Consider the following 20,443-nt stretch of genomic DNA (forward strand, 5'->3'; position numbering starts at 1 on the left):
TATGATGGGGTTTTCTTTCTGCTTCTTCAATGGAATAGGTGTAAAATGGATAACAAAGACCAGAAAATAAGCAAACAAAAAACAACGGATCAACAGCAGCCCCTCTCTCCAGCAGCACAGCGTGCCCTCCACGAAGCTGAAAAAAGGCGAAAAAATGAAACCAGTGAAGAAAAGCCTTTAGAAAAGGGTGGACGCGGCAGCAAAGATCCCTCACGCTATGGAGACTGGGAAATCAACGGGCGCGCCATCGACTTCTAGAAGAACCAATGTTGATTTTAAAAATCAAACGCCCCTTTAGAGAAAACCCGTTTTTGTTTATCAAAAACGGAGAGTTATCGTTGTTCTTCAAAAAACGTGTAGAAGGAATGATATTTGCAGAATCATTATACTTCTTCTGCTGCTGAAGCAGCAGCGTCTTCAGCGGCTTGCTTTGCCGCAGCGATACGTTCTTGTGCTTTTTTGCCAGGTTCACCTTTTTGCGGATTATTGCGGGTTGGACGCTTTTTCAAGCCAGCAGCATCCAAAAACCGCAAAACGCGATCTGTTGGTTGCGCTCCGTGACCAAGCCAATACTGAATACGTTCTTCATTCAGTTTGACACGTGGTGTCTCTTTAGGCAACATTGGATCCCATGCACCAACACGTTCAAGAAACCGCCCATCACGCGGACTACGAACATCCGCAACAACGATATGATAGTAAGGACGTTTTTTTGAACCTCCACGGGACAAACGAATTTTTAATGCCATATTTTATCTCCTATTATCAGTTTTGGCTTTCGTTTAAGTTGATTTATTTTGTTTGTGCTCTTCAGCAATGATTTCATGCTGACGCACCACCTCTTTAATAACAAAATTCAAAAATTTCTCAGCAAAATCGGAATCGAGATGACTCTCGATAGCCAATTGTCGCAACTGCGCAACTTGGTTTTTTTCGCGCTCAGGATCCACCGCAGGCAAATCATAACGGGCTTTTAAGTGCCCAACAGCCTTTGTGCAACGAAAACGCTCTGCCAAAATATGGACCAACGCTGCATCAAAATTATCAATGGATGCTCGTAAATGCACCAATTCATCCAATATCTTTTCCTGCATTATATTTCCTTCCCTCTTTGCATCTTATTTTTTCTTGGGATGCTGAGGAAATTTTTCCCTCTCTGCAGTACCATTGGCAAGCCCCGGAAATGTAAATCCACGCCCTGGCAGGCCAGGTAAGCCCTTCCCTCCATTATCGCTCTCAATCTGCTTTTGAAGTGTTGAGAACTGCTTTGGATCAAACCCTGATAAATCGGGAAGCACCCCAGAATCTCCACCAACAGCTCCCATACTCCCCAACCCCATCTTAGCACCAAGCCCTCCTAACATTTTTCCCATCAAACCGCTTTTGCCTTTGCCGCCCATGGCTTTGACCATATCAGCCATTTGTCGATGCATTTTCAAAAGCTTATTAATATCAGCAGCACTTGTACCAGCCCCCTTAGCAATCCGTTGTTTACGGCTATGTTTCAAAATTTCAGGATTGGCCCTCTCTAAAGGTGTCATTGACGAAATAATAGCCAATTGACGATTAAACAAACGATCATCAAGTCCCGCAGCAGCAATCTGATCTTTAACTTTACTAAAACCCGGTAACATTCCCATAATGCCACCCATTCCGCCAAGTTTTTTCATTTTTTGCAATTGCTCTGCCAAATCATTGAGATCAAATTTTCCCGCCTGCATTTTTTTTGCCAAAGCGGTTGCTTTTTCATGATCCATTGTTTCCGCAGCTTTTTCAACCAAAGAAACAATATCGCCCATTCCAAGGATGCGATCTGCAATACGACTAGGATGGAACTCTTCCAAAGAATCTATTTTTTCACCGATTCCAATTGCTTTAATAGGCTTTCCAGTCACGGCACGCATTGAAAGAGCAGCACCACCGCGACCATCACTATCCATACGTGTTAAAATAATTCCTGTAATTCCCACCCGCTCATCAAAAGAGCGTGCCAGATGAACAGCATCTTGCCCCGTAAGACTATCGGCAACCAACATAATTTCATGGGGAAGGGAACACGCTTTAATTTCGACCAACTCCAACATCAACGCTTCATCAATATGGTTACGTCCTGCTGTATCAAGAATCAGCACATCATAACCACCCAATTTTGCTGCCTGTACCGCACGTGATGCGATATCAACGGGAGACTGTCCAACAATAATAGGTAAACTTGCCAGTTTTGCCTGTTCTCCTAATTGGCGTAGTTGTTCCTGTGCTGCGGGACGGCGTGTATCTAATGACGCCATGAGAACTTTTTTATTATTTTTATCCGTAAAACGTTTTGCAAGTTTTGCTGTCGTCGTTGTTTTTCCGGAACCTTGCAAACCAATCATCATGATAACAACAGGTGCTGGAGCATTTAAATCGCTCAAAACACCTTCACTGCCTAGGATGTTAACCAATTCATCGTGAACGATTTTAACAACCATCTGTCCAGGTTTAATTGATTTAACAATTGCAGACCCAACAGCTTTCTCGCGAACCCTATCGGTAAAAGAACGTGCAACATCAAGAGCAACATCGGCTTCCAACAAAGCGCGACGAATCTCACGCAATGCCGCTGTTACATCCTGATCCGACAAAGCACCACGCCCTGTCAAATGAGACAGTATGGAACCAAGCCGCTCTTGTAAGGATTCAAACATTCTCTACCTCATTGCTACATAATAAACAAACTAAAATGGCACCCGAGAACGCATCGCGCCGTCGAATGTTGACCTCTGAGATCTCTTTATACCCTTCAACTGGGGTCTCAGTCGGTGGCTCCAAGTTTATTTTGTCACTGAAAGCTTGTTCTTTCAAACAATAAAAGCCCACCTTTGTCAAGATTTATCATGTAATAGCGTTCATTTTAAAGTTATTTTAAAGGATAGCAAACATTTACATTTCAAAATTCTCCAACCTCAACACGCATAAAATCACCTGTTTCTTGTTCTATACTCCACAATTCACCGCTTGAGATATCAAACCAAACTCCATGCAATGTTAAAACGCCCCGCTCTTTACGCGCCTTTATCCACGGAAATGTCTCTAAATTTCTCAACGAATGACGAATAGAAAGCTGCTCTAATGCGATCTGCTGCTCTTGCCTAGACAGTGATTTATAGCCAACAACATCTTGCGCGGCTGGTGCCAAAAGGTCAATCCATTGCCCAATAAAATCTTTTGACGATAAAGACTTATAAGTCCCTTTAAGAGCAGTACTCACCCCTCCACAGTGCGCATGACCGAAAACAACAATATGCTTAACTTCAAGCAATTGTACAGCATATTCAAGAGCTGCTGATGTTGCATGATATTGATTATCAGGAGAAAATGGAGGGACTAAATTCGCCACATTACGCAACGTAAAAATTTCACCAGGCCTAGCATTAAAAATCGTTTCTGGTATTGCGCGCGAATCACAACAAGCAATCACAAAAACTTCGGGTTTCTGCCCTTCAAGGGCCAATTGTTGATAATGTGCTGTTTCATAAGAAAAGTGATGTTTTATAAAAGACTGGTAACCACTTAAAAGTCTTTCTGGCAAACGCATCATTCCCCTCTTACTTTCCATTTTTATATTTTACGAACAGACCCTTAAGACAAAAATACCCAAAGTATTCTATCATCAACACAAAGCTCTTCGCCCAAGATAGCAAATTATTACTTTGAAATGGAAGCAACAAGTTAAACGTTTCTCAAAATAAATAACTATTCTCTTCGAGAAGAAGGTGTTACACTGCCAAGAGTGATATAATGGTCTGCTTTAATGAAGAAGGCCTCTAAGAGCAAAAAAGGGAAGTTTAAAGGGAAGAACTATCGTGTTACAACAAAAAGCAGCAGAAACAAAAAACCATCAAAATAACATAGAACAAATTCTTTTTGCTCATACCGATAAAGAAGATATCGTCTGTTACGAAAGCGAGGAACTCCAAAAAGCCGCAACCGCCGCTGTTGAAGCTTTCAACCGCCACCAAGCAGGAAAAACCATCATCTGCTTTGAACAAAATTTAACCCGTAACAACAAACCTATCACCGTCATCACGCTCGTAAACGATAACAAACCATTCCTACTCGATTCTATTTTGAATGTTTTCAATCAGAATAAATATCATATTTATTTGATTGCACATCCCGTACTTAATTGTGCCTCTGGACAACGCATTAGCCTGATGCAAATTCACATTGAGTCCTTAAACGAACCGCAAATACAAAAACTCAAAGAGGGACTCACTCTCGTTCTTGAACAGGTCAATGCAGCTGTACAAGACTGGAAGCCTATGCTTGAAGAAGTGAAAAAGCATATCCATACTTATCAAACAAATCTCCCGCAACACTATAAACAAGAGGGCGAAAAAGCTATAGAGTTTCTTAACTGGTTGATGGACAATAATTTCATCTTTCTTGGCATGCGTAGTTATCATTTCAAAAAACACCAAGAGCCTACAAAAGCTTTTATAGCCAGCGATGTTGAACTTGGTATTCTCACAGATGCCTCTATCCGTATTATCGGTGACGCGTGTGTGGAAGAACCTCCACAAGAAATCTTCTCCTTTATGGAAAGTGACAACTTGCTTATTGTAACAAAAGCAAACAGTCGTTCAAGAATTCACCGTCCTGTTTGGCTCGATTATATTGGTCTTAAAATCTTTGATAAAGAAGATAAGCTATGCGGAGAATTGCGTATTGTAGGATTATTCACCTCCTCAGCTTATACACGCTCTATTTTGCAAATCCCTTTTTTAAAAGAAAAAGCAGAAACTATTATTCAACACCTTGGATACAGTCGAACTGACTATTCTGGAAAAGCGCTCATCAGTGTTTTAGAAACCTATCCAAGGGATGAAATGTTTCGTTCCGACATTGATACATTAACAGAAAATGCCAAGCTTATTCTGCAATTAGATGAACGCCCCCGTTTACGGGTGCTTGCCCATACGGATTCTTTTGGACGTTTTGTATCTATACTTGTTTATGTCCCTCGTGACCAGTATAGCAGCAATATTCGCGAAAAAATTGGCGAATATTTTGTCGAACTCTATCAGGGTGATTTTTTTGAATCCTATCCGCTCTTTTTAGAAAGTACACTCATTCGCGTCTATTATATCATCCATCGCAAAGGAAACGAAAGCGCCCCTATTGTCGAGCGGATGACACTTGAACAAAATGTTCGTTCGATAGCAAGAGGTTGGGAAGATAGCGTTCAAACCATTGCTCTTACCTGTAAAGCAACAGACCAACAAATGTGTTTGGCTAGCCGATTTCCCAATAGCTATCGTGACTTATTTTCAGCTGAAGATGCAATAAAAGACGCTAGTCATATTCTCAGTCTTAATGATAAAAAACCCCTTTTCGTTACTTTTTATCATCCACAAAATAAAGAAAAACAGACCCTTTCTCTCCGGCTTTTTCACCGCCATCAAGCACTTGCTCTTTCCAAACGCGTACCCCTTCTTGAAAATATGGGATTTCGCGTCATAGCTGAACAAACTCTTGAATTACCAGACAGCAATGGAGACTCTGTTTATCTTCATGATATGCAATTGGAGAGTGCTTTCCAACTCTGTATCGATTTTGCAAAAAACGGTCAAAAACATGCTGAAACATTCGAAGCAATTTGGTCGCAAAATGCTGATAATGATGCCTTTAATGCCTTAACCCAAACAGCAAAGCTTCATTGGCGTGAAATTGTCGTTTTGCGCCATTACGGACGCTATCTGCAACAAACTGGAATTCCTTATTCACAAGATCGTGTTGCCCAAACTTTAAACGCTTACCCTGATATTACCCAAGATCTTTATACTTTATTTCATTTAAAATTTCATCAAAGCCATACAGAAAAAGAGCGAGAAAAGAACCAACAGATTATTCAACAACGCATTGAAGAAAAATTACAGAAAGTATCCGGTTTAGATGACGATCTGATTTTGCGCCGTTATCGTAATCTTATCGATGCAAGTTTACGAAGCAATGCCTTTACTCCTTTAGAAAATGGTGATCCACGACGTACTTTAGCAACCAAGCTAGACCCTCGCCAAATTGAAGGCTTACCTGAACCGCGCCCTTATAGAGAGATTTTCGTTTATGGACCAGAAGTTGAAGGGGTTCATTTGCGTTTTGGTCCTATTGCGCGCGGTGGAATCCGTTGGTCTGACCGTGCACTCGATTATCGCACCGAAGTGCTCAGCTTAGTCAAAGCGCAACAGGTTAAAAATGCTGTTATTGTTCCTGTTGGAGCAAAAGGTGGATTTTATCCTCATCGCCTTCCCCAAACGAATGATCGCGCCGTCGTAATAGAGGCCGCACGACAAGCCTATATCGATTTTATCACAGCTTTGCTTTCCATTACCGACAATCTGGTAAACAACCAAATAAGCACTCCTCACAATATTATCTGTCATGATGACCATGACCCTTATTTTGTTGTTGCAGCAGATAAAGGGACAGCAACATTCTCTGATACAGCCAACACCATTAGTCAAGCGAATCACTTTTGGCTCGATGATGCATTTGCCTCTGGAGGTTCAGCAGGTTATGACCACAAAGCCATAGGGATTACAGCGAAAGGTGCGTGGGAAGCTGTTAAAAGACATTTTCGTGAATCCTTTAATCACGATATCCAAACAACGCCTTTTACCTGTATCGGTGTTGGTGATATGTCCGGTGATGTTTTTGGCAATGGAATGCTTCTTTCCAAACAAACAAAACTCATTGCTGCTTTTGACCACCGCGATATTTTTATAGATCCCAATCCCAATATAGCTGAAAGCTATGCTGAACGTCTGCGTCTCTTTCAACTTCCTCGTTCAAGTTGGCAGGATTACGATCAAGCAAAATTATCAAAGGGTGGTGGTATTTTTTCACGAACAATGAAAACCATTACTCTCTCACCCGAAGCAGCACAAGCCATTGGTTTTGAAAAACAAACAGGAACACCCTTTGAAATTATCTCTGCTCTTCTCAAAGCACCTGTTGATCTTTTATGGTTTGGCGGCATTGGGACTTACATTCGTGCAACAACAGAACCGGATGCACAAGTAGGCGATCGTGCAAATGATGCTCTCCGCATTACTGGTGAACAAGTTCGTGCAAAAGTTATTGGTGAAGGCGCTAATCTTGGTGTCACACAACGTGGTCGTATTGAATATGTCTTAAATGGTGGGCGATGCAATACAGACGCCATTGATAACTCCGCAGGTGTTAATTGTTCAGATGTTGAAGTCAATATCAAAATCGTTCTAGCATCAGCCCTTCATGCAAAAACGCTTACCCGCGAAGCACGCAATGAGCTCTTGAAAGAAATGACTTCCCAAGTTGAACAATTAGTCCTACGCAACAATTATTTACAAACACTTGCTCTTTCTTTAGCTGAAAGCCAAAGCATTGCCGATTTACCTTATCAAATACGCTTTATGCATGATTTAGAACAAAAGAAACTTCTCGATCGCAGAGTTGAAATTCTCCCTGATGAACAAATTTTACGACAAAGAATAACACAAGGCCAAGGACTTATACGTCCAGAACTCGCGGTCATTTTGGCATATGCAAAGCTAACCCTCAAAGAAGAGATCGCTCATAGTGCTATTGTTGATGAAAGTTATTTTGACAAAATCTTATTACATTATTTCCCAACGCAAATTCAGACAAGTTTTGAAAAAGAAATCATTAACCACCAATTGCGTCGTCATATTATTGCAACCCTCATTGCCAACGATATTGTGAATCGTGGAGGGCCTACTTTTGTGAGTCGACTCCAAGATGCTACTGAACAAAAGGTTGAAAATATCATTCGTGTTTTCATCGCATTGTGTGATGGCTTTGCTATACCTCAATTGTCTGATCAAATTGATAGACTTGACAATAAAATACCAGGTCTTGTCCAAAACAAATTTTACGCAGCGATTACGTCAATGCTTTTTGAAACAACAAATTGGGGCTTGCGCAATATGGATCTCTCGACTCCATTAGAAGAACTGGCAAAAACAATAAAGCAAGCCCGTACTGTTCTTGAAGAACTGCTAACACATTCCAGCGATAACGATATCAATCAAAAAATCAAGGAAAAAACAAACCATTATAGCGAAGAAGGTGCACCAAAAACTTTAGCACAGCAATTGGCTCTTTTGGACGCAACCCCCATAATTTGTGACATTTCTTTGATTGCCAAACAAAGCAACAGCGACCTTATTAAAACCGCAAAGATTTATTTCTCACTTGCGCAAATCATTCGTATAAATCGCATTAATGAAGCAAGTCGAACAATTCCTGTCGTTGATTATTATGATAGTATGGCCTTAAGCCAAGCTAAAGAAAATATTGCCGAAAGTTTACGCAAAATTGTTCTGAAAATCCTGAAAAATTATGGAGCAAAAGAAGATCCTTTTGCAGCTTGGAGTAAAACAACAGAAGATCAAATTCATAATGTCACAAACCGCATTGGTGCTCTCATTGAAAATGATCTCAACATTTCTCGTTTTACCTTCGCAGCAGGTATGATTGCCCAACTTTAAAACATACCGGTCAGATTTAAAGCAATGCCTTCAGATGTACAGCAATGCAAAACATAAAAGTTTTAAAAACTTTCACTTTCATGATGTCACAAACCGCATTGGTACTCTCATTGAATGATCTCAACTTGCTGTCTTGTACGTAACAAGTAAGGGAAGAAAGAATCTGCTGTCTGCGCTTTTAAATCAAACAACGCATTGATTTATAATGATAATTAATCGTTTTGCATATTGAGTGCCCTCCCCAGATATTGTAAGATTCTCTCATCTTAAATCATCTCATTTTGAATCAATCATAATCATTTATTTGCACATTATAAGCGGAGCTGGTGTGTGGGTAAAAACTCTAAAAAAAGGAATAAAAATATCTCTTATGAAGAATCTCAATACCAAGAGCTATCGCAACATTGGGAAACCGGTAAAGAGTACGATGGGGCAGGCTTGTACCTTCATAAGCGTAAAAATGGCGGTGCTCAATGGCTTTATCGTTAAACAGAGCACTTAAAATACCTTATCCCCATAGTAAAATTGCCCCAATGCAACAGCATATTTGAGACAAATATTAAGATGGTTTAGTGTTTTTTAATTTTCCCAGCTTTTGTATGTCAAATCGGTGCAAACGTATTGCATATATTATCGGTTTGTGTGATCTCTAAAATGGTTAGACAGCCTAATTTGGGGAAAATATAAAGACGTAAAGGTGAAAATCAATCTCCAACCTTTTCATCTTCTTTTAATTTAGCTTTACGAATTTCAAAAGCATCCAAAGCAATATCTTTAAATAATGCAGACTACGCATTGCTTCACGCTTTTGTTTCTCACATTCTTTAATAGGGTCACGACTCACGCAAAACAGAACGTCATTGTATTGCACATTCACAAGCTTTTTTTTAAGAAACATTTCTTAAAACACAGAAGTCCATCTCACACCCCCACCCGTGGATGGTATAACGTAAAAACCATTGATCACCACCATCTTTACGCTTATGATGGTACAAGCTGGTCTCATCATACTCTTTACCGTCCCCCTCCAATGTTGCGACAGCTCTTGCAATAAGACGATTCATTAAAGGTATTTTTATTCCTTTCTAAATGGTTTTTATCCACACGATAATCCCACTTGTGATGTGCAAGGGAATGGATTTGATTGATTCAACATAAGCATGTTTTGAATAAGAGAATCTTAGGATATTCGAGGATATCATTCAACATGCAAAATGATGAATTATCATTATAAGTCAATATGTTGCTCTATCATAGAATTACCCTATGGTAAAATTGTCCCATGGTAAAATTGATTGGCAACATACAAAGAGTAGACTTTAGACTTAAAGTGGCGCAAGCCGGCCGAGTTTTAAAAAACCTAATTTTGCCCATCCATGGGTAATCTTCAAGGGCAGAATGGGAGAGCCATCTGGACTTTTAGGCATCATGCTCAAAACAAAGAATAAAGCTTGCAGATTATTAGCTTGCTCAGGAAACAAGCGTTGCATAGTGGTAAGAAGCTCCATATGCTTCACAAAAACAAGATCAAATTCTGCTGTCAAATAGCCTTCATCATCAAAGGAGAAAGGTCCACTGATACGCAGGAGACCACCTGTATGAAAAGCCAATTCACCACGCTTTAAAACACCACTTTTCCCATACAAACACTGTTTCCAACCACCTCTTCCATTTTCAAACAAATGAGAGAGATCATTGAAAGTCCATTTTAAATTGCCATTAATTTTTGGGAAATCAACAAAATAAGGTGCAAAAAATAGGGAAGAGTCAAAATCATCAACAATAAGGTGCCCTGATAAATGATTTTTCTCATTTTTCAGATCAAGTCGCAAAAATTCTGCCGCTATTTTTTGGGGCACATTCTCTTTATCTAACGAAGGTACCATCATATCCACAGCATCTTGCAAAGATGCTTGATTTCTAACATTTTCTTGTATGAGCTTCTTATTCTTCGTTTTTGATCCAAATTTTTCTGAAAATTTCTGATCCTTACGAGAGGAAGCAATGGTAGAAACCTCAAGCCCTTCAGCCATCAGTTTAAATGTCCTCACCGTTTTCCAATAAGGCTCTGTTTCAACTACAAGATTGCGCCATTGCAACGCAATAGGCATTTTTCCAGAAAAAACAATGGACGCAGGAGAAGAAACATTAAACTCTACAAAACGAGAAGCATAAATTGGTGCACCAACCATCAAACGCGCAGTTGATAAGGAAAACTCGTGTAAAGGCCAAGAAAACTGAAAGTTATCACAAGAAACACCAATACGTAACGGATAACCATTTTTACTGAGATGTTTGCATACAATCGTTATATCACGAGCAGAAGCTCTTGCGAGGAGATCAGAAACACGGTCTTCTATTTTACGTGAAAAAAAAACCAAAGTGCACTATAAACGCATATCACAACAAGACAAAACAGCCCAAAAAGCAAATAACGCAAAGAAAGGCTTTTTCGTAGTGATGTCAACTGAGAGATTATAGACACAATGACAACTTTCCTTATCTTCTATGAATAAAATTTTTAATGCTCAGGCACAAACGCTGGGTACACAAAAAATCTGTTGTAACGCATTTTCAAACCATTTACTCAAAGCCTGATCATAAATTAAACGACCTTTCAAATGTGCAGAAGCAGGTTGAGCACCTTTTTCAGTCAATTTGTGTGCTGAACGCACCACCAAACGCCGCATCATAGCACGTGTGAATTCGGCATGGAATTGCAAACCCCATGCATTATCTCCATAACGAAAAGCTTGTACAGGATATGTATGACCTGTTGCTAAAAGCGCAGCTGCTTTAGGTAAATCATAAATACCTTCATCATGAAAATGGTAAACCATTCCTGGCCAATTCATCAAAGCCTTGCCTTGTGAGGTTGCTTCCAGAGGGTACCAGCCAACTTCAACAATTCCATCACTTCTTGTACCAACACGTCCCCCTAGATTTCGCGCTAACATCTGTGCTCCAAGACAAATCCCCAAAAAAGGCTTATTTTCTTTCAAGGATAAGGAAATCCAATCAATTTCCTTGCCAATATAAGCTTCCTCATCATTGACACTCATCGGTCCCCCCAAAATAACCACACCGGCATAATGCTTCAATGTATCGGGGAGTTTTTGTCCTAAAATAGGGCGATAAATATCAAGAACAAAACCATTTTGTTGCAAAAATTTTCCCAAACGACCAGTATATGTAGATTGACGATGTATCACCACCGCAATTCTTGGTTTGCACTTTTTTTGCTTTGCACTAAAACACCTTTGATGTAAAAACATTTTTTAATCAATCATTTCTGCAACCAAGTCACTTTTCATTTTTTAAGAACAAGAAAATAATATGCACTATAACTTTCTTGATTTAAAATAAACGAAATTTTTTTCTTGACAAAAATGCCTCCTCTTCCTCTGTTTTAACTCCTGGATCATCAACATTTAAGTGGATTTGACTCAATACCGTAATATCTTGATCTTTTATATCTTGTTTCTGTAGTGGTGCATGATACTCAAGGGGACGCTCTACCGAAGATGACTCTCCAAGCATCTTATTTTCGATATCAGCACTCTTCCCTACCCCATTTGCTTTATCTTGATTCTGCTTTTCCAACTCACTCTTGGTCGCCTCCAATGTGAAGGGAGCCATACGAGGAGGCGCTTTCCATTCAAAACAGCCAAGACGTCCGCTAATTGGAGACACAACCGACCAAGAAGGAAAAATGTCCCCATCACACATCCACACCGGATCACGTTCAGCACGAAGTGCCAAAGAAAGCCATTGTCGCACAGCTCCTTGATTATTTCCCTGCGCTTCTTCAATATCTGCCAACAATAAATAAACACTTTCACGCGGATGATATTGCAGTGCTTTTTCAGCTTGTTCCCTTGCTAAGACTATCTCACCAGCATCCAAAGCAGCTTTGGCAATAAGGAAAGTCGCTTCGAATGTCTCCTTATTATAAGAAGCAAGAGTTTTAGCCCTCTTCAATCGCCCAACAGCTCCTTCTTCTTTTTCAAGATAAAGCACTCCCAAATCAGGATGAGGTTCTTTCTGCCAAGCTGTAATAATCATTTTATCCGCTTTACGTGTTTCATTGAGTTTATAAAGAATATCAGCAGCAACAATCGTTATAGGCACAAAATCAGGCAATAATTTATGCGCTTTTAAAATGGCTGAACGTGCTTGCACAGGATGCGTTTCAAACAGATGAAGAGCCTTCCCACATAACAATAAAGCTTGTGTATGTTGACGTTCTACAGTTGAACGAATTGCACGTGGCAAAGCTTTTTGTGCACGTTCAAAAACAGTAAGTGCCGTATCCCATTTACCCTCAACACTCAACCGTTCAAGCACAGCCTGATGCGCCCACAAAAGTGCTGGTGATAAAGCCAATGCTTCTTCTGCATATTGTTGTGCTGCTTCATAAGCTTTGCTTTTTAGAGCTTCACGAAACAAACCGTAAAGCCCCGCCAATTGTGTTGGTGCTTCTTTTCTCATCTCCTCATAAAGGCGGATGGCAGAAGCAGAGTCATTTTGCAAAGAGAGAATTTGAGCTTGTAAGAGTTTTACCAACGGTTCCTGTTTATCAGAAAAATATTTGCCAACATGTGCCTCCATTTGTTGTGCCAAAACACCATCACCGGCAAAAACGGCAAGGATTCCCTGTGAAAGAGCTTGATAACCACGCTTTTTACGACGTTGATAAAAATAATGAGAGAGAGCTCTAGGTACAGAAAAAAAGGCAGATAAAAGCCACCATAAAAGCGCTAAAACTCCAAGCAATAAAATGAATGCGCACAAAAACGTTAACAATGAAACAGAAAACCGAAAGTGCAAAAATGTTATAACAAAAACGCTATTGTGATTAGCAACCCATCCAAAAGCCAGGCCGATCAAACAGACAACAAAACTGTAAATAAAAACACGTATCATCTTGCGCCTGTTTACCTCTTCAGAGCCTTAACAGATCCCTGCTGTGCCGAGAATAGCAACTTCTGAAGCCGCTGATGAATAGCAATATGTCTTTCAAGTTTATGAACAAAATCCACCGAAACATCTTTCGCATTTTGAGGCAATGTTTGCCATTCGCTCAAAGCCTTTTCGTAATCACCCGCTTGAATAGCAACTTCCATTCGTGCCGCAATCGCCTCTAGCGTCATACCCTCGATATTTCCAATTGGTCGTGAAACGACCAAACCTTTTATCCATGCCCAAACCCGTTTAGAAAAAGCAGCATCTGATGCAACATTATTTTGCACACGAACGATTGCATCGGCAACTCTAGCAAACTCATCTGAAAGTTGCGCTGAATTTGGAAGTCCTCTATCTGCTGTTTTTTGTAACAAATCAAGTCCATCCATTGTAGGCGCTAATTGCTGTAATGTTTTCAGTTCATTGATATAAGACCCTCCACGTTCTATGGCATTTTTTAGCGAACTGATGGCAATAAACAGCGCAATACTTACCTCTTGTTTTTCACTCTCTTTAACAGCAATTTCTTCCTGCATGGTTCCTAACTGTTGCTTTAAGAGAGCAAGAGCGCTTGCATTGCTTTGCCCAACGGACAAAGCCGTTTCCATATCTTTCGACCTATCAACCAAAATCTGTACAGACTCTTCTAAACCTTTCACTTTTTCCTCTAAAACAGTAAAAGCTTTTCTGCTTTCTTGTTGCAAGTTTTCATCACCTTGAATTGTTTCAACCTGTTGCGATGAAAAAGAAGAAAACTCTGTTTTTAAAGCATCAATTTCTTGAACCACACGCCCCAATTGTTCTATTGTTTCTTCGCCTTGTTTTTTTGCGATTTCAGCAATTTGCAAAGCCTTTTTGTCTCCAGCATCATTTTCTACAAAAGAAAGAGGCAGCACACGTGCCCATTGAAGCCCTATGAAAAAGCCTAAAGCAATAAGGCCACCTAAAATTCCCGAAAGAAATAAGTACAGCCAAGAGAGATGAGATATAGATTGATGCGATATGTTTTTCTTGTTCTGTTTCTCTTGTGCATCAAATTCTACAGAATTTTGTGTTCTCTTTTCTTCATCATCGCTTACAGTTTCATGTTCAACCACCGGTTTTTTACGGCGCGTGGCAATGTAATGTGTTTTAGCTTTTGGTTTTGAAGAATCTACCATCTTAGTCACTTTTTGTGCACAGTTTTTTACAATTGTAAAAGAATAAAATGAAAAAAGTTTTAAAAATTAAGCTTTTTTCAAACATCATAACTTGTTTTATAACCTTTTTACAACAAATATAACTTTACAGAAATTTTTAACACTGCATTTTCATAAAAAATATTTACAATGATATACTTTAATAAACAACGTTTTTAAAAAATAGCATCATTTTATACTCAACAACAAAACCTCATTTTTTGATGAGCATTAACTCTTATATTCAAAGAAAATATTACAACGCGTTTTTCATGAAAGCTCTTAACATCAAGAGAAGTTCTTTGCATCTTTGCTTATCCGTGGTAGGCACACAATAAAGAATCTTCAACACAAGGTTTTGTCTAAAATGCGTCTGTTAGGAATAGAAACAAGTTGTGATGAAACTGCTGCTGCTGTTGTTGAACAGGACAATAAAGGAAACAGCAAAATTCTTTCCAATATTGTTTGGAGCCAGATTGATCATCATGCACCTTACGGAGGTGTTGTTCCTGAAATTGCTGCCCGTGCTCACGTTGAAATTCTCGACAGCTTAATTTTAAGAGCGCTAAAAGAAGCAAACATAAAATTAAGTGATATCGATGCCATTGCCGCCACCAGTGGACCGGGTTTAATAGGAGGGCTTTTAGTGGGCGTTACGACGGCAAAAGCGCTTTCTCTTGCCACAGGAAAACCTTTTATTGCCGTCAATCATCTGGAAGGTCATGCCTTAACAGCCGTGCTCACGCATAATGTCCCTTTTCCTTATTTATTATTGTTGGTTTCCGGTGGTCATACACAAACAATTCTCGTCCACGCAGTAGGCAATTACCAACGGTTAGGAACCACCATTGATGATGCCTTGGGAGAAGCTTTTGATAAAACAGCAAAACTTTTAGGTCTTCCCTATCCTGGTGGTCCAGCACTTGAAAAAGCTGCTTTATTGGGCGATAAAAATCGTATTCCTCTTCCACGCCCTTTAAAAGGTGAAAAACGGCTAGATTTTTCCTTTTCAGGTCTTAAAACGGCTGTTCGCCAAGCAGCAACAGCCATGGCCCCCCTTACAGAAAGCGATGTAGCCGATATTGCAGCAAGCTTTCAAGCCGCCGTAACCGACACCGTGCATGATCGTGTTCATTTAGCTTTGCAACATTTTATTCACCAATATCCTCTCTCTTGCGAGAAAGGGCATCATCCGCCTGCTTTAGTTGTCGCAGGCGGAGTTGCTGCTAATCAAGCTATTCGATTGACATTGCAAGAACTCGCTCATCAACATAGATTTGAATTTATAGCTCCACCTCTTTCCTTGTGTACCGATAACGCTGCAATGATTGCTTTTGTTGGTGCACAAAAACTCGCACAGGGAGAAACAAGCCCCCTTGATCTTACCCCTCGCTCACGCTGGCCATTGGATGAAAAATCTACCCCCCTCATTGGAATGGGACGCCGTGGAACAAAAGCATAACAAAATTAATGCTTATGCTGTCTAAAAAACGCACGATGAAGCACCATCGTAGAACATCTTATTCCTATAGACTTTGATCTTCCTAGAATCTGTTTTCTTAAACCATTTTTAGAGACAACTTTTAGACGCAACACGACCTACAGACTTAAGTTTTCGAGACAAATGTCAAAAACGACAAAATCTATTATATTTTTATCTTTAATAATTCACTTTAAGCTTATTCTTTGATCGACATAAACATCTTCTCTTCTGAAAGTAAACCAAAGACAAGACAGCCTTATGTAATCCATAAAAACAGGCAGAATGCTTAGTATATTACATTACAATAATTGAGTTTTTTCTAAAAAAGAAGAAAGAAATCGATAATGTGCGTTCTTTACCTCATTTTAAAAATCATACAGAATGGTACACTATAAATACATGGCAAAATACTTATCTTGTACAAGATCGATAATCTATAAAAAGGAAAACACATGGCTTATTGGCTTTTTAAATCTGAACCTCATAAATGGTCATGGGAGATGCAGAAGCAAAAAGGCACACATGGTGAACAATGGGATGGTGTGCGCAATTACCAAGCCCGCAACAATATGCGTGCTATGAAATTGGGTGATAAAGGTTTTTTTTATCATTCTAATAAAGGGCTAGAAATTGTAGGTATTGTAGAAGTATGTGCTGAAGCACATCCTGATCCCACAACCTCTGATCCACGCTGGGAATGTGTAGATATTCGTGCACTCTTCGATATGCCAACACCGGTTTCATTAAAACAGATTAAAGCAAATTCAAAGCTGAACAATATGGTACTCGTCAACGCCTCTCGCTTATCAGTACAACCCGTGACAGAAGATGAATGGAAAGAAGTTTGTTTAATGGGTAATCTTAAACAACAAATTGATTTATAATAATAATTATACTTTTGTAACGTGAATAAGAGCCCTAAACAGAATAGGAACTTTTATTCTCATCTTATCTTATAATGAATCAATAACGATTGCTTTTTTCCATCACAAGCAAGATTAATATGTGGATGATTGTTTAAATAAAAACGCCCTCTGTTTTCATAAACAATTTTAACGCAAGAACAATCTCAACAACGTTAAAATTTCAGTAACAGAAATGGTGATGATCGCTTATACATTATAGAATAAAAATGGTTGTACTCGATAAATTTTGCATTATCTTCTTCACGAGAATCATCGTGAAATAAAATGAAAAACCACGAGAGTAACTTTTTTAAGAAAAAAGAACTTTCATCTTAAGACTATAATTTCTGTCTGCTAACTAACATGCCGACAAAAGATGCTCCCTCTCATAGCCGTAAGCATAATATATCCTACTGTAAGCATGTAATTTTTTCGTTCTAAATAAAGAACAAGAGCACTCTCTCTTTATTTTTCATTCTATAATATTCTATTTCAAAATGAAAACACTTTTATAAAATCCATCTTTACAATACGTCATTTACGCATTGTTATCATTAGCAAAAAACACCAAACGACTATAATTGTCAACACATTGATTTATAAAGATAATTTATCATTTTACATGTTGAATGAGACCCCGAATATTGTAAGATTTTCTCATCTTAAATCCTCTTATGCTGAATCAAGTAAAACCATATTCCTGCACATCACAAGTAAGGCTGGCGTGTGGATAAAAAAACTCTAAAGAAAGGAGTCAAAATGTTTCAATCGTCTTCACGCAGGGATTGTCGCACTATTGGGGACTGGTAAAGAGTATAATGGCGCCAGCTTTCCTCTTCATAAGCGTAAAGATGGTGTTGCTCAGTGTTTTTTATGCCATACCATTATTCACGGATAACATCGTGAAATGGGCTTGAGTGTGCTTTGAGAAATGTCTCTTTAAAGCAAATGCGTGAATTGGCAGCACAGTATCTATTTGACGTTAGAATGCAAAGAAAAGATAAAAAAGAACAATAAGAATTTCTATAGCAACCTCGAAAACAATTTATACAATACCTTGCACGCAATTCTTCACTTTTTGGAAAACTTTTGACAAAAAACCATAGAAGAAACAAAATTTTGTTTTTTAGAGGTTTACTTTTTTAATTTTTCTTGCATGAAAACGTATTTTTCGTGAAACTACTCTCAACAAATTGGTGCATCAACATATCTTATCTTTATAAGGAAAAAAATGAATCATTATACCCTTTTAATCATTGAAGATGATGATGATTTACGCCCTATTTTGGTAGAACAATTGCAAATGCATCAAGAATTTGAAATATTGCCAACAAAAACAGCTGAAGCAGGAATAACAATAACGCAAGAGAAAAATATTGATCTCGTTATTTTAGGAATTGAATTGTCTGATTTTGATGGCCAAACAGCTGTTAAAAAATTACGTGCCCAAGGATTTCGTGCTCCCATTATTATGATCACGAATCATAGCACAAATTGCGATACTCTTTTAGATCTTGAAACAGGCGCCAATGACTATGTAATAAAACCCTTTCGTTTTGCGGTGTTATTAGCACGCATTCGTGTCCAATTGCGTCAATATGAGCAAAATGATGATGCAGTTTTTTCCATTGGTCCTTATAGCTTTAAACCTAGACAAAGACTTCTTGTTGATCAATGCAACAAAAAAATGCACCTCACAGAAAAAGAAGCAGCAATTCTTAAATACCTCTATTCTACCAATGATAAAATTGTAAGTCGAGAAACACTGTTAGAACAAATTTGGGGTTATAATAAAAATGTTGTCACTCATACCTTAGAAACCCACATTTATCGTTTGCGACAAAAAATTGAAAAAGACCCTTCTAATGCACAAATTCTTCTTACCGATCAAAATGGCTATCGCTTAAATCTTTAAAAGTTCTCTAACACTGACTGCTTCAAAAGAAATTTTTATCCTCTTACCTTTTTATGAAACACAACAACACTAAAAAGAAATACAATATTTTGGATTTATAAAGATCATTCATTATTTATAACTTCAATGACAGTCTGAAATAGAGTAAAATTGCTTCTTTTAAACCCATCTGATGGTGAATGCGTAAAATCGGTGACTTATAAAAAAATAAGAATAACCGTAAAACATATCTTGAAGAAGATATAATATAATGGATAGTTTCTTTTACTTACCCAGAAATAAGATTTGTTGTTTTAAACAAACGAGCGATTTTTTGCCGCCTATAGGATGGACTGTAACAAAAAGCTGCACAAGCATTACGTGCCCAAAACCAGAGCGGTTTTGCTTACCCATAACAAAGAGAATTTGTGGAGGAATAACCATTCAGCAAAAGCTTACTTATACCTCTCAAAAACTCTCTCAATATATGAACATTGTGATATTAAGCGAACGGAGAAAATGAGAGTACCGGTTCAGCTCTCTTATAAGCAGGTTATGCCCAATGGATTTTGTGTCTCTTCACAAATGCGATTGTGAGGGGGAATTTGCAACAATGTGAGAAGACCTCTCATAAGCTTGTGGTGATAACGCAGGAATAAAAACACGCTGCGATTGACGGCGCTTTACAAGCAGTCCTTGATAAACACGTTTCTGCGCCTGACACATTAAGAGACCTCCGAAATAAGGCAAAAGATAGCGTGAAAAGGGTTCATAAAAAAATGAAAACAATCGTGAAGCACGTCCTGAAGAAGGCATATAATGGACAATGTCTTGCACGGGTCCAGAAATAAAGTTTGTTTTTTCAAACAAACGAGCGATTTGTTGCCGACTATAGGGTTCGCCATAACCAAAAGGTGTAGAAGCATTGCGTGCCCAAAAACCAGGACGATGAGGAACAATAACGATCAAACTACCATTGGGCACCAAAACACGCCATATTTCATTCAGCGTTTCGAATGAATTTTCTGTATATTCCAGAGCATGTACCAATAAAATACAATCCACCGAAGCATCAGGAAGCGGTAAATCTTCTTCAAAAACAAGTGCCGTAGCGACATTATCAGCACAAGGCCAAGGTGAAGCTCCCTGAGCAGCCGGCATAAAAGCAAAACATTGTTGGGCGCGTGCACACAACACAGAAAGATAAGGAAGTGCATAGCCTAAACCCATTACCCTCTTATCAGTAAGATCGGGCCACCATAAATTTAATTGCTCACACAACGTCCTTTGTACACGCAGTCCAAGGGCAGAATCGTAAAAATCTCTCAGTGTGATTATATCCAACGCAACATACCATATAGAAAAAACTTCAAACCTAACAGGTCTTTACATATACCCCACTTATATGGACTTTTGCCTTTTTTCCGCAATGGCAAAAATTTTAATATTTCATATTTTAAACCCAAATAATAAAAACTGCACAA

Annotated in this window: 13 protein-coding genes and 3 pseudogenes; 6 read left to right on the top strand and 10 right to left on the bottom strand. The window is 38.8% G+C overall.

Annotation, left to right across the window (positions count from 1 at the left end; genetic code table 11):
- Positions 1 to 45 precede the first annotated feature (45 nt).
- On the top strand, positions 46 to 258 hold the full coding sequence (locus tag NMK50_RS09465) for a DUF1674 domain-containing protein (RefSeq protein WP_254770242.1): 213 nt from the start codon (positions 46 to 48) through the stop codon (positions 256 to 258).
- 125 nt (positions 259 to 383) lie between these two features.
- Here the strand turns inward: NMK50_RS09465 and rpsP are convergent, their stop codons facing one another.
- From rpsP to NMK50_RS09485, 4 genes and pseudogenes are all read right to left on the bottom strand, one after another.
- Positions 384 to 749, bottom strand: coding sequence for a 30S ribosomal protein S16 (rpsP, locus tag NMK50_RS09470; RefSeq protein WP_254770243.1), 366 nt, complete (start codon positions 747 to 749; stop codon positions 384 to 386).
- A 16-nt stretch (positions 750 to 765) separates the two neighbouring features.
- A pseudogene (locus tag NMK50_RS09475) lies at positions 766 to 1,094 on the bottom strand (chorismate mutase).
- A gap of 24 nt (positions 1,095 to 1,118) precedes the next feature.
- A complete protein-coding gene (ffh, locus tag NMK50_RS09480; protein ID WP_254770245.1) occupies positions 1,119 to 2,687 on the bottom strand; it encodes a signal recognition particle protein in 1,569 nt (522 codons plus the stop codon).
- A 242-nt stretch (positions 2,688 to 2,929) separates the two neighbouring features.
- Entirely contained in the window at positions 2,930 to 3,580 is a 651-nt protein-coding gene (locus NMK50_RS09485) for a carbonic anhydrase (RefSeq protein WP_254770246.1), read from the bottom strand.
- Between the two features lie 265 nt (positions 3,581 to 3,845).
- Between NMK50_RS09485 and NMK50_RS09490 the strand changes: the two genes are divergently transcribed.
- Entirely contained in the window at positions 3,846 to 8,534 is a 4,689-nt protein-coding gene (locus tag NMK50_RS09490) for an NAD-glutamate dehydrogenase (protein ID WP_254770247.1), read from the top strand.
- A 361-nt stretch (positions 8,535 to 8,895) separates the two neighbouring features.
- Positions 8,896 to 9,020, top strand: a pseudogene (locus NMK50_RS09495) (integrase); the annotation flags it as partial.
- A 42-nt stretch (positions 9,021 to 9,062) separates the two neighbouring features.
- On the opposite strand, the pseudogene NMK50_RS09500 reads toward NMK50_RS09495, so the two are convergent.
- From NMK50_RS09500 to NMK50_RS09520, 5 genes and pseudogenes are all read right to left on the bottom strand, one after another.
- Positions 9,063 to 9,607, bottom strand: a pseudogene (locus NMK50_RS09500) (integrase); the annotation flags it as partial.
- Between the two features lie 252 nt (positions 9,608 to 9,859).
- Positions 9,860 to 10,915: a DUF2125 domain-containing protein gene (locus NMK50_RS09505; RefSeq protein WP_254770249.1), complete on the bottom strand. Its 1,056-nt coding sequence runs from the start codon at positions 10,913 to 10,915 to the stop codon at positions 9,860 to 9,862.
- Positions 10,916 to 11,062: 147 nt separating this feature from the next.
- A complete protein-coding gene (locus NMK50_RS09510; protein ID WP_254770250.1) occupies positions 11,063 to 11,809 on the bottom strand; it encodes a glutamine amidotransferase in 747 nt (248 codons plus the stop codon).
- Positions 11,810 to 11,891: 82 nt separating this feature from the next.
- Entirely contained in the window at positions 11,892 to 13,460 is a 1,569-nt protein-coding gene (locus NMK50_RS09515) for a heme biosynthesis protein HemY (RefSeq protein ID WP_254770251.1), read from the bottom strand.
- Between the two features lie 11 nt (positions 13,461 to 13,471).
- Complete coding sequence (locus tag NMK50_RS09520) at positions 13,472 to 14,659, bottom strand: COG4223 family protein (protein ID WP_254770252.1); 1,188 nt, start codon at positions 14,657 to 14,659, stop codon at positions 13,472 to 13,474.
- Between the two features lie 385 nt (positions 14,660 to 15,044).
- Here NMK50_RS09520 and tsaD point away from each other — a divergent pair, with 385 nt between their 5' ends.
- The 3 genes from tsaD to NMK50_RS09535 all read left to right on the top strand — a co-directional run bounded on the left by tsaD (position 15,045) and on the right by NMK50_RS09535 (position 18,980).
- Positions 15,045 to 16,139, top strand: a complete 1,095-nt coding sequence (gene tsaD, locus NMK50_RS09525; protein ID WP_254771237.1) for a tRNA (adenosine(37)-N6)-threonylcarbamoyltransferase complex transferase subunit TsaD — start codon at positions 15,045 to 15,047, stop codon at positions 16,137 to 16,139.
- Between the two features lie 473 nt (positions 16,140 to 16,612).
- The gene (locus tag NMK50_RS09530; protein WP_254770253.1) at positions 16,613 to 17,044 is read left to right on the top strand and encodes an EVE domain-containing protein; all 432 of its coding nucleotides are present in this window, start codon (positions 16,613 to 16,615) and stop codon (positions 17,042 to 17,044) included.
- A 1,252-nt stretch (positions 17,045 to 18,296) separates the two neighbouring features.
- Positions 18,297 to 18,980, top strand: a complete 684-nt coding sequence (locus NMK50_RS09535) for a response regulator transcription factor (protein WP_254770254.1) — start codon at positions 18,297 to 18,299, stop codon at positions 18,978 to 18,980.
- Between the two features lie 558 nt (positions 18,981 to 19,538).
- Here NMK50_RS09535 and NMK50_RS09540 read toward each other — a convergent pair.
- On the bottom strand, positions 19,539 to 20,303 hold the full coding sequence (locus NMK50_RS09540) for a class I SAM-dependent methyltransferase (RefSeq protein ID WP_254770255.1): 765 nt from the start codon (positions 20,301 to 20,303) through the stop codon (positions 19,539 to 19,541).
- Positions 20,304 to 20,443: the final 140 nt, after the last annotated feature.

The organism is Bartonella harrusi (assembly GCF_024297065.1).
Taxonomy (GTDB): domain Bacteria; phylum Pseudomonadota; class Alphaproteobacteria; order Rhizobiales; family Rhizobiaceae; genus Bartonella; species Bartonella harrusi.